The 11,221-nt window shown below is 67.5% G+C and carries 10 protein-coding genes; 7 read left to right on the top strand and 3 right to left on the bottom strand.

The window, feature by feature from the left end; translation table 11 throughout:
* The first annotated feature begins 26 nt into the window (after window positions 1–26).
* The 7 genes from amrB to GPA22_RS18155 all read left to right on the top strand — a co-directional run bounded on the left by amrB (window position 27) and on the right by GPA22_RS18155 (window position 8,165).
* On the top strand, window positions 27–854 hold the full coding sequence (gene amrB, locus GPA22_RS18125) for an AmmeMemoRadiSam system protein B (RefSeq protein ID WP_169257460.1): 828 nt from the start codon (window positions 27–29) through the stop codon (window positions 852–854).
* Window positions 832–1,389: an AmmeMemoRadiSam system protein A gene (gene amrA / locus GPA22_RS18130; RefSeq protein ID WP_169257461.1), complete on the top strand. Its 558-nt coding sequence runs from the start codon at window positions 832–834 to the stop codon at window positions 1,387–1,389. Before amrB ends, amrA begins: the two co-directional genes overlap by 23 nt.
* Before the next feature lies 1 nt (window position 1,390).
* Window positions 1,391–2,479 carry an AmmeMemoRadiSam system radical SAM enzyme gene (gene amrS, locus GPA22_RS18135; protein ID WP_169257462.1) on the top strand — a complete coding sequence of 363 codons (1,089 nt, stop codon included), beginning with the start codon at window positions 1,391–1,393 and terminating at the stop codon, window positions 2,477–2,479.
* A gap of 16 nt (window positions 2,480–2,495) precedes the next feature.
* Window positions 2,496–3,236, top strand: a complete 741-nt coding sequence (locus GPA22_RS18140) for a dienelactone hydrolase family protein (protein WP_343036092.1) — start codon at window positions 2,496–2,498, stop codon at window positions 3,234–3,236.
* A gap of 39 nt (window positions 3,237–3,275) precedes the next feature.
* The gene (mfd, locus tag GPA22_RS18145) at window positions 3,276–6,734 is read left to right on the top strand and encodes a transcription-repair coupling factor (RefSeq protein ID WP_169257463.1); all 3,459 of its coding nucleotides are present in this window, start codon (window positions 3,276–3,278) and stop codon (window positions 6,732–6,734) included.
* A 135-nt stretch (window positions 6,735–6,869) separates the two neighbouring features.
* A complete protein-coding gene (locus GPA22_RS18150; RefSeq protein ID WP_169257464.1) occupies window positions 6,870–7,652 on the top strand; it encodes an ankyrin repeat domain-containing protein in 783 nt (260 codons plus the stop codon).
* Window positions 7,653–7,742: 90 nt separating this feature from the next.
* A complete protein-coding gene (locus GPA22_RS18155; RefSeq protein WP_169257465.1) occupies window positions 7,743–8,165 on the top strand; it encodes a VOC family protein in 423 nt (140 codons plus the stop codon).
* Window positions 8,166–8,213: 48 nt separating this feature from the next.
* Here GPA22_RS18155 and GPA22_RS18160 read toward each other — a convergent pair whose 3' ends face one another.
* The 3 genes from GPA22_RS18160 to cysT are packed head-to-tail and all read right to left on the bottom strand — an operon-like array spanning window position 8,214 to window position 11,064.
* Entirely contained in the window at window positions 8,214–9,281 is a 1,068-nt protein-coding gene (locus tag GPA22_RS18160) for a sulfate/molybdate ABC transporter ATP-binding protein (RefSeq protein ID WP_169257466.1), read from the bottom strand.
* The gene (gene cysW, locus GPA22_RS18165; RefSeq protein WP_169257467.1) at window positions 9,278–10,174 is read right to left on the bottom strand and encodes a sulfate ABC transporter permease subunit CysW; all 897 of its coding nucleotides are present in this window, start codon (window positions 10,172–10,174) and stop codon (window positions 9,278–9,280) included. The genes GPA22_RS18160 and cysW overlap by 4 nt, the downstream gene beginning before the upstream one ends.
* Window positions 10,171–11,064 (bottom strand): sulfate ABC transporter permease subunit CysT, encoded by an 894-nt coding sequence (cysT, locus tag GPA22_RS18170; RefSeq protein WP_169257468.1) that lies wholly within the window; start codon window positions 11,062–11,064, stop codon window positions 10,171–10,173. The genes cysW and cysT overlap by 4 nt, the downstream gene beginning before the upstream one ends.
* Window positions 11,065–11,221: the final 157 nt, after the last annotated feature.

The raw sequence follows: 11,221 nt of genomic DNA on the forward strand, positions 1-11,221 counted from the left end.
CCGCCACCTTGCCCGAAAGGAATTCCATGGCCACTGCTTCGATTCGCCCGGCTGCGGTCGCCGGTTATTTCTACCCCGACGACCCGCATGTGCTGCAAGCTCAGATCGGCGAGATGCTGTCGACCGCCGTGCCACTGGAAGCGGTATCCGCCCCCAAGGCGCTCATCGTGCCGCACGCGGGCTACGTGTATTCCGGCCCCGTCGCCGCCAACGCCTACGCCACGGCGGCGGCGCTGCGCGACGTGGTGCGGCGCGTGGTGCTGCTGGGGCCGGCCCATCGCGTGCCGGTCGCGTCCTTCGCGCTGCCGGCGGCGCAGGTGTTTTCGACGCCGCTCGGACCCGTGCCGATCAGTCGCAAGGATTGGCTCGCCCTGCAGCAACGCGTCGACGTCGTCGTCGACGACCGCCCACATGCGCTCGAGCATTGTCTGGAAGTTCAGTTGCCCTTCCTCCAGACCATCCTCGACGCCTTCGAACTCGTTCCGCTGCTGGTGGGCGGCGCGAGCGGCGAACAGGTCGCGGAGATCCTCGACGACCTGTGGGGCGGACCGGAGACGCTGATCGTCATCAGCTCGGATCTTTCGCACTATCACCCGTACGCGCAGGCGTGCTGCACGGATCGCAGCTCGGTGGACCAGATCCTCAAGCTGCGCACCGGCCTCGACCACAATCAGGCGTGCGGCGCGACACCGATCAACGGGCTGCTACGCGTCGCCGCCCGTCATGGCGTCGAGCCGCATCTGCTCGACCTGCGCAATTCCGGCGATACGGCGGGCGACCGCGTGAGGGTCGTCGGCTATACCAGCATCGCCTTCTGCGAATCGTCCAGCCATGCCGCTTCCGCCCGCCACTGAGCTCGGAGAGATCCTGCTCGCACGCGCACGCCACGCGATCGCCCACGAACTCGGCACCGAGGCCGCCGCACCGGCGGACGATCCGCGACTCGCCGAGCGCGGCGCGACCTTCGTGACCATCAAGCGCAATGGCGAACTGCGCGGCTGCATCGGCAGCGTGCGCCCGCAACGATCGCTCGGCGAAGATGTCGTAATCAATGCAGTGGCTGCCGCAACGAAGGACCCGCGATTTCCCCCGATGTCGGGCAGCGAACTCGGCAAGGTCGCGATCGAGGTGTCGCTGCTGTCGCCGGCGGAATTCGTCGAGTTCTCCGCGGAAGATGAGTTGATGGGCAAGCTGCGGCCCGGCATCGACGGCTTGGTGCTGTTCTCCGGCTGTCGCAGCGCGACCTTCCTGCCACAGGTGTGGGATCAGCTCCCCGAGCCGCGAAGGTTTCTCGCAGCCCTCAAGCAGAAAGCCGGACTTGCGCCGGACCGTCCCGCTCCGAACCTGATGGCGGCGACCTACACGGTGCAGAAGTGGAAGGAGCCGTGAGATGAACTACCCCGGGCGCTACTGGCATCGGCTCGACGACGGGCGCATCCAGTGCGACCTGTGTCCGCGCTATTGTCGGCTGCACGCGGACCAGCGTGGCGCCTGCTTCGTGCGCATGCGCGAGGGCGACGCGATCGTCCTCACGACCTACGGCAGGAGCTCGGGATTCTGCATCGACCCGATCGAGAAGAAGCCGCTCAACCACTTCTACCCCGGCACCAGCGTGTTCTCGTTCGGCACGGCGGGTTGCAACCTCGCGTGCAAGTTCTGCCAGAACTGGGACATCTCCAAGTCCCGCGACATGGACCGCCTGATGGACGCGGCCGCGCCCGGCGAGATCGCGCGCACCGCCGCGGACTGGGGCTGCACCAGCGTCGCCTTCACCTACAACGACCCGGTGATCTTTGCCGAATACGCGATCGACACCGCGAAAGCCTGCCACGAGCGCGGGCTGAAGGCCGTCGCCGTCACCGCCGGCTACATCACCGAAGTGGCCCGCCCCGACTTCTACGCGCACATGGACGCGGCGAACGTCGATCTCAAGGGATTCACCGACGAGTTCTACGTCAAGGAATGCGGCGCCCACCTGCAACCGGTGCTCGACACGCTGAAGTGGCTGGTGCACGAGAGCAAGGTGTGGGTCGAGATCACGACGCTGCTGATCCCCGGGCTCAACGACTCCGAGGACGAAGTCCGCGCGCTGTCGCAGTGGGTGGCGAAGGAACTCGGCACCGAGGTGCCCTTGCACTTCACGGCCTTCCATCCCGACTTCAAGCTCACCGACGTCCCGCCGACCCCGCCCGCGACGCTGACGCGCTCGCGCCGCATCGCGCTCGCCGAAGGGCTGAAGCACGTCTACACCGGCAACGTGCATGACCGCGAAGGCGGCGTGACCCGCTGCACGAACTGTGGCGCGGCACTCATCCAACGCGACTGGTACGAGATCCTCGACTACGCCCTCGACGACCACGGCGCATGCCGCAACTGCGGCACGCCCCTCGCCGGCCGCTTCGGCCGCTTCTCGTCAGGCTTCGGTGCGCGCCGCGTACCGGTGGCGATCCATCGTCAGCCGGTGCGTGCAAGACCCTGATCCGGAAAAAGAAAACGTGAAACTGCGGACAACCGACATCAGCATTCCCTTCGAACGCATCTGGTTGAACGGCGAGCTGGTGCACGCGCCGGACGTATCAGGGCTGGCCGTGGTCCTGCGGCCGGCGGGCAGTCCGTTCGCGCACTCCCGTGACCTGAGGGTCGCGCACGGACTGCAGGGCGCGGGGTTTGCGACGCTGCTGATCAACCTCCTCACCACGTACGAGGAAGCGCGCGACCCCGATGCCCGCTTCAACGTACCCCAGATGGCCAATCGCGTCGTTGCGGTGCTCGACTGGATCGGCCACCAGCCGCCGCTCGCCGGGCTCGGGATCGGCCTGATCGCGTCCGATACGGCGAGCGGCGCCGCGATCCGTGCCGGCGGGAAGGCCGGCGACCGGGTCGCGGCCATCGTCTGCCGGGCCGGACGCCCCGACCTCGCCGGCCTCACGCCGCTCAACACGCTCGCCGTTCCGCTGCGGATGGTCGTGGGCAGCGACGACCCGCATGCCGGGATGATCCGCCAGGCCTGCGATCATCTTCGCAGTGCGCACGACTGGCACGTGCTGGCAGGCGTGTCGGAGGAATTCCGCGAAGCGGGGGCCATCGAACGTTTCGGCGAGCTGGCCGCCGCATGGCTGCGCGACAGGTTGCCGCCGCCGGGGCCCGTCGAGCAACGCATCCACGCCCCCGCCTTCGGCGCGGAGGGGCAATCCGAAGGGCCTGCGGACCAATCCGCCGAGCCGCATCCCCTATAATTCGCCTCCTGATTCCGCCTCTTTGTCCACGTCCGTTCGATGTCCCGACCGCTCGACGCCCTGATCCCGCAGCTCGCCTCCCTGACCTTCCCGAAACCCGGCGTACGCCTCGACCTCCCCGCCCTTGCAGGTTCGGCCGACGCCCTCGCCGTCGCCCAGCTTGCCGCGCGCGGGCGCTGCCTGCTGCTCGTGACCGCGAACCCGCTCGACGCGCAGCGCCTGCAGGACGAGATCGCGTGGCTCGCGCCCGGCCTGCGCACGCACCTGCTGCCGGACTGGGAGACATTGCCGTACGAGAGCTTCTCGCCGCACCAGGACCTGATTTCCGAGCGCCTCTCGACCCTCTACGCGGTGAGCCGCGGCGAGGCCGACATCGTGCTCGTGCCGGCCTCGACGGCGCTCTACCGCATGGCGCCGCCCGCCTTCCTCGCGGCCTACACCTTCTTCCTGAAGCAGGGCGCGAAACTCGACGTCGACCAGCTGCGCAACCAGATGGCGGTCGCCGGCTACACCCACGTCACGCAGGTCGTCAGCCCCGGCGAATTCTCCGTGCGCGGCGGGCTGGTCGACCTCTACCCGATGGGCGCGGCGCTGCCCTTCCGCATCGACCTCTTCGACGACGAAGTCGAGAGCATCAAGACCTTCGATCCGGACACCCAGCGCACGGTCTATCCGGTGCCGGAAATCCGCATGCTGCCCGCGCGCGAATTCCCGATGGACGAGAAGGGGCGCACGCACTTCCGCAGCCGCTTCCGCGAAACCTTCGAGGGCGACCCCTCGCGCGTATCGCTGTACAAGGATGTGTCGAACGGCATCGCGCCGGCCGGCATCGAGTACTTCCTGCCGCTGTTCTTCGACGACACCGCGACGCTGTTCGACTACCTGCCGGCCGATGCCGCAGTGGTGCTGCATCGTGACGTGCCTGCCGCGATCGAGGAATTCTGGCGCGACACGCGCTCGCGCTACGACTTCCTCAAGGGCGACCGCACGCGTCCGGTGCTGCCGCCGGAAGCGTTGTTCCTCGGCCAGGAATCCTTCTACACCGCGCTCAAGGATCGTCCGCGCATCCAGATCGCCGCACCGGACGCGAGCGTCGAGGCCGCCGCGGCTTCGCCCCTGCCCGACCTTTCGGTCGAGCGCAAGGCAACGGATCCGCTGCACCGCTTCAAGGCCTTCCTCGAAGGCGACTGGGCCCGGGCCGGCGGGCGCGTGCTGGTGCTGGCCGACGCGCCGGGCCGGCGCGAGACGATGTCGGAATTCTTCGCCGAGTACGGCCTGAAGCCCGCCGCAAGCGCGGACTTCGCGGGCTTTCTCGCGTCCGCCGAGCCGCTCGCGCTGGGCGTCGGCCCGCTCGCGACCGGCTTCCTGCTGCCGGACGCGAAGCTCGCGGTCATTACAGAATCGGAGCTCTACGCAGCCACCACCCGCACGCGCGCGCGCCGCGACACACGCAAGGCGGCGACGATGGAGGGCTGGCTGCGCGACCTCTCCGAACTGAAGCCGGGCGACCCCGTCGTGCATGAATCGCACGGCATCGGCCGCTACCTCGGCCTGCTCCACATGGATCTCGGCGAAGGGCAGACCGAGTTCCTGCACCTCGAATACGCCAACGGCGACAAGCTCTACGTGCCGGTCGCGCAGCTGCACGTGATCTCGCGCTACGCGGGCGCAGACCCGGAAGCGGTCGAGCTGCACCGCCTCGGCTCCGGCCAGTGGGACAAGGCCAAGAAGAAGGCCGCGATGCAGGTGCGCGACACCGCGGCCGAGTTGCTCGCCCTGTACGCGCAGCGCGCGGCGCGCCCCGGCCACCGCTTCGACTTCAAGCAGCACGACCTCGACGCCTTCGCCGAAGGCTTCGGCTTCGAGACCACGCCGGACCAGCAAGGCGCGATCGACGCCGTCATCGCCGACATGCAGTCCGGCCGCCCGATGGACCGCCTCGTGTGCGGCGACGTCGGCTTCGGCAAGACCGAAGTCGCGCTGCGTGCCGCCTTCATCGCGGTCGCCGACGGCAAGCAGGTCGTCGTGCTCACGCCCACCACGCTGCTCGCCGAACAGCACTACCAGACCTTCGCCGACCGCTTCGCCGACTTCCCGATCCGCATCGCCGAACTGTCGCGCTTCAAGAGCGCCAAGGAGCAGGCCGAAGCGTTGAAGCTGCTCGGCGAAGGCAAGGTCGACATCATCATCGGCACCCACCGCCTGCTGCAGAAGGACGTCCAGTTCAAGCGCCTCGGCCTCGTCATCATCGACGAGGAACACCGCTTCGGCGTGCGCCAGAAGGAGGCCCTGAAGGCGCTGCGCAGCGAGATCGACATCCTGACCCTCACGGCGACGCCGATCCCGCGCACGCTTGGCCTTGCGCTCGAAGGCCTGCGCGAGTTCTCGGTGATCGCCACGGCACCGCAGAAGCGCCTCGCGATCAAGACCTTCGTGCAGCGCCACAGCAAGGGCATCGTGCGCGAAGCGGTGCTGCGCGAATTCAAGCGCGGCGGGCAGGTGTATTTCCTGCACAACGAAGTCGAGACGATCGAGAATGTGCGCAACGACCTCGCCGAACTGCTGCCCGAAGCGCGCATCGTCGTCGGCCACGGCCAGCTGCCCGAGCGCGAGCTCGAACGCGTGATGCGCGACTTCACCGCGCAACGCGCGAACCTGCTGCTGTGCACGACCATCATCGAGACCGGCATCAACATCCCGACCGCCAACACCATCATCATCAACCGTGCCGACCGCTTCGGCCTCGCCCAGCTGCACCAGCTGCGCGGCCGCGTCGGGCGCAGCCACCACCAGGCCTACGCCTACCTGCTGACCGACGCCCACGCGAAGCCCACCGCGCAGGCGCAGAAGCGCCTCGAGGCGATCACGATGATGGAGGAGCTGGGTTCCGGCTTCTACCTCGCGATGCACGACCTGGAGATCCGCGGCGCCGGCGAGGTGCTGGGCGAAAACCAGTCCGGCGAGATCCAGCAGGTCGGGTTCAGCCTGTACACCGAAATGCTCAAGCGCGCGGTGCGCGACCTGCAGGCCGGCAAGGAACCCGACCTCAGCCAGCCGCTGGAAGTCGTCTCCGAGATCAACCTGCACACCCCCGCACTGCTGCCCAACGACTACTGCCCCGACGTGCAGGAGCGCCTGACGCTCTACAAGCGCCTCGCGAACTGCGAAGCGGACGACGAGCTGCGTAGCCTGCAGGAAGAGCTCATCGACCGCTTCGGCGAAGTGCCGCCGCAGACCCAGGCGCTGATCGAATCGCACCGCCTGCGCCTGCTCGTGAAGCCCTTCGGCGTCGCCAAGCTCGACGCCAGCGACGCGCAGATCAGCGTCCAGTTCGGCCCCAATCCGCCCATCGACCCTGCGAAGGTGATCTTCCTGATCCAGAAGGATCGCAACACGAAGATGTCCGGCCCCGACCGCCTGATCCGCAAGGCCGCCCTGCCGAACCTGAAGCAGCGCGTGCAGGGTGTACGGGAGTTGCTGGAGGCGGTCAGGGCGTAAAGCTTCGCCCCCTTCTTCGCCGGCGCCCCGCTCGTGTGACGCCCGTTTCCCCGGTCCGGGGTTCGCGCAACGCTCGTCGCCGAACCACCCGACGACGTGTGATAATTTCATGAACTGACGATTGGACTCCTATCAATGAAGCACCCCACCTTCGAGTGTCTGGGCGAACAATATCCTTCCCATCTCGAAGAGAAATTCGATCGCATCCTCACGCGCATCGAATTCCTGTGGGACACGCCCGAGATCCACGACTACTTCAGCGATCTCCTGATCGACAAACGCGGCGGCCGGCAGGGCTTTCCGCCCCAAGTGCTCGCCGACATCATCAGGCTGCGGGAATTCCGCGAGCTGGAGACGTTCCGCCAGGCCGAGCGCCGCGAACATGCGGTCCGCGAACTGGCTGATCGCGGCGTCCTTGTCGACCGCGAGGCCTTCCTGAGCGCACTGCGCGCCGGCGACCGCGAACTCATCGATCTCCTCGTACGAGCCGGCTTCAACATCCACGGCATCGAGGTCGACGGCACGCCGCCACTGCTCTTTGCACTGAAGAAGGGCTTCACGGTCATCGCCAGCATCCTCGTGAACGCCGGCGCGGACGTGAACGCCCGCGACCGTCTGGGCCTCACGCCGCTGCTGGTCGCCTGCGGCAAACCGACCCAGGGTTACCGCAGCATCGCCGAGGCGCTCATCCTCCGCGGCGCACAGGTGAACGTGCGCGACCCGCTGGGCAACACGCCCTTCCTCCTGTCCCTGTCGGGCGGGGTCGTCGACATCGCGGAGCTGCTGGCCGAACGCGGGGCGGACATCTTCGCGAGCACGCGCAAGGGCGAAACCGCGCTCGCGCTGGCACGCAGGCTCGACACCCCGGAGGGCACGCGCGTTGCCGAACTGATCCGCGAAAAAGGCGCCACGCGCTAAGCTGTCAATACGGGGACCGAATACGTAGCGTCCGGTTCGTTGCTCACCCGGGCATCTCCCCGTTACGCCGCGAAGCCACAGGAGGGCATCATGAAACCCAGGCTGACGCTCATCACCCTCGCGGTCGACGATCTCGAACGCGCCCTGCACTTCTACCGCGACGGACTCGGCCTCGCGACCGAGGGGATCATCGGCACCGAGTTCGAATACGGCGCCGTGGCCTTCTTCGACCTCCAGCCGGGCCTGAAGCTCGCCGTCTGGCCGCGGACCAGCCTCGCCCGCGATACCGGAATCGCCGTCGGGAAGCCCTCCTCGACCGAATTCTCGCTCGCGCACAATGTCACCAACAAACAGGAGGTGGACGCCGTCATGGAGGAGGCGCGGCGTGCCGGTGCGCGAATCGTCAAGCCGGGCGGCGACACCTTCTGGGGCGGCTACGCCGGGTATTTCGCCGATCCGGACGGCCACCTGTGGGAAATCGCCTGGAACCCGCAGCTCGAAGTCGCGGAATAGATCCGGCGCATCAAGTCCTGCCGGACGGACGTGCCGGCCCCGGCGGAATCAGAACAGGAACGGTTGCCGTGCCGTCGGGCCGGCCGCCTCGGCCGCGAAGACCTTGGCCTGGCGCGGCTTGATCCACACCGTCTTGCCGACCGACAGATCCAGGCTGGCGGCGCGCTCGCGCGTCAGCTCCACCTCGATCGTCTCGCCGTCGTGCTCGAGTTCGACGCGCACGACCGGCCCGATGCGGTGCACATGGAGCACGCCCGCGGTCATCCCGCCCTTCAGGGGCGCGACGTCGAGTTCGATGTCATGCGGGCGCACGAAGGCGATCGAAGCCGAGCCGGGCTCCTCCCCTTCGCGCTCGACCTCCGCCCAGGCGCCGTGCAGGCGGCTGTGGAAGACGTTTACGTTGCCGAGGAACTGGTAGACGAAGGGCGACGCCGGGCTCGAATAGACTTCGTCGGGCGAGCCGATCTGCTCGATGTGGCCGCGGTTCATCACGACGACGCGGTCGGCGACTTCGAGCGCCTCCTCCTGGTCGTGCGTCACGAACACCGACGAGATGTGCATCTCGTCGTGCAGGCGGCGCAGCCAGCGGCGCAGCTCCTTGCGCACCTTGGTGTCGAGCGCGCCGAACGGCTCGTCGAGCAGCAGCACCTTCGGTTCGACCGCGAGTGCACGGGCGAGCGCGATGCGCTGGCGCTGACCGCCCGACAGCTGCGACGGATAGCGCGGCGCCAGCCAGTCGAGCTGCACGAGCTTCAGCAGGCCCATCACGCGCTCGCGGATCTCGGCTTCGCTCGGCCGGTCCTTGCGCGGCCGCACCCGCAGCCCGAAGGCGACGTTCTCGAACACCGACATGTGGCGGAACAGTGCGTAATGCTGGAACACGAAGCCGACCTGGCGCTCGCGCGCGTGGATGTGCGTCGCCTCCTGCCCACCGAACAGCACGGAGCCGGCATCCGGCGTTTCCATGCCCGCAATGATGCGCAGCAGGGTCGTCTTGCCGCAGCCCGAGGGGCCCAGCAAGGCGACCAGTTCGCCGGTCGGGATGTCGAGGGACAGGTTGTCGAGCGCGACGAAGTTGCCGAAGCGCTTGCTGATGTTGCGGATTTCGATGCTCATGGGTGTTCCGTGGCCGCAATCGGCGGCAGTTCGGTCTTTTCCGGCGGCAGGTCGGCCGTCAGCATTTCGGTTTCCTTGCGCATGCGCCATTCGACGACGGTCTTGGCGACCAGCGTCACGAGGCCCAGGAAGGCGAGCACGGTCGCCGCGGCGAAGGCGCCGATCTGGTTGTATTCGTTGTAGAGGATCTCGACGTGCAGCGGCAGCGTGTTGGTCTCGCCGCGGATGTGGCCCGAGACGACGCTCACCGCGCCGAACTCGCCCATTGCGCGCGCGTTCGCGAGGATCACGCCGTACATCAGGCCCCACTTGATGTTCGGCAGCGTCACGCGCCAGAACATCTGCCAGCCCGACGCGCCGAGCGAGATCGCGGCCTCCTCCTCGTCGCGGCCCTGGGCCTGCATCAGCGGAATCAGCTCGCGCGCGACGAAGGGGAAGGTCACGAACAGGGTCGCGAGCAGCATGCCCGGCAGCGCGAAGATGATCTTGATATCGTTGGCGGCGAGCCACGAGCCGAAGAAGCCCTGTGCACCGAACAGGATGATGAAGATCAGGCCGGCAACGACGGGAGACACCGCGAACGGCAGGTCGATCAGCGTCGTCAGCAGGCTCTTGCCACGGAATTCGAACTTCGCGATCGCCCACGCCGCGGCGACGCCGAAAGCGATGTTGAACGGCAGCACGAGGGCCGCGATCGTCAGCGTCAGCAGCATCGCCGAGCGCGCCTCGCTGTCCTTCAGCGCCTCCCAGTACGCCTGCGCGCCCTGCGCGAAGGCTTCCCAGAACACCGCGATCAGTGGCAGCACGAGGAACAGGAACAGGAAGCCGAGGGCGACGGCAGTCAGCAGCAGGCGGACCCAGCGCGGTTCCGCGGTGGCACGGCGGGCGGTCATGGACGGGCCTCCACCAATGCGCCGGGCGCGAGCGCCGCGGCCGGTGTTTCACCGCCTTTCGCATGGCGGTTCGCGGCCCACCATTGCAGCAGGTTGATCACCAGCAGCATGACGAAGGAGATGACCAGCATCACGACCGCAAGCGAGGTCGCGCCCAGCAGGTCGTATTGCTCGAGCTTGGAGATGATCAGCAGCGGCGTGATCTCGGAGATCAGCGGCATGTTGCCCGCGATGAAGATCACCGACCCGAACTCGCCGATCGCGCGCGAGAACGCGAGCGTGAAGCCGGTCAGCCACGCCGGGAAGATCCCAGGCAACAGCACGCGCGTGAAGGTCTGCCAGCGCGTCGCGCCGAGCGAGGCGGCGGCCTCCTCGACCTCCGCTTCGATATCCTCGATCACCGGCTGCAGGGTGCGGACGACAAAGGGCAGCGTGACGAAGATCAGCGCGACGACGATGCCCAGCGGCGTGAAGGCGACCTTGATGCCGGGCCTGGCGAGAAACTGTCCGACCCAGCCGTTCTCTGCGTACAGCGTCGCCAGCGTGATGCCGGCGACCGCGGTCGGCAGCGCAAAGGGCAGGTCGACCAGCGCATCGACGAAGCGTTTGCCCGGGAAGGAATAGCGCACCAGCACCCAGGCCACGATCAGTCCGAACACGGCGTTGACGATCGCCGCGAACAGCGACGCCCCGAAGGTGACGCGGTATGACGCCAGGGCGCGCTCGGCGGTGGCGATCTCCCAGAAGCTGTTCCAGCTCAGCTTTCCGGTCATGAGGATCATGCCGGCGAGCGGAATCAGCACGAGAAGCGTCAGGTAGGTCAGCGTGTAACCCAGCCCCAGACGGAAGCCGGGCAGCACGCCATCCCGTTTGGCGGGAGCGGGAAACATGTTGTCGATCGAACGATGAAAGCCTGCAGGATCGAGTAGGGGACGGGGTCACCCCCGTCGCCCTCTCACACCACCGTACATGCGGTTCCGCATACGGCGGTTCATGAAAGACACTGGAGTCGTCGCGTCGTATCGAGCAGCGACACCAGACCCATAC

The sequence above is a fragment of the Aromatoleum toluvorans genome (assembly GCF_012910905.1).
Classification (GTDB): domain Bacteria; phylum Pseudomonadota; class Gammaproteobacteria; order Burkholderiales; family Rhodocyclaceae; genus Aromatoleum; species Aromatoleum toluvorans.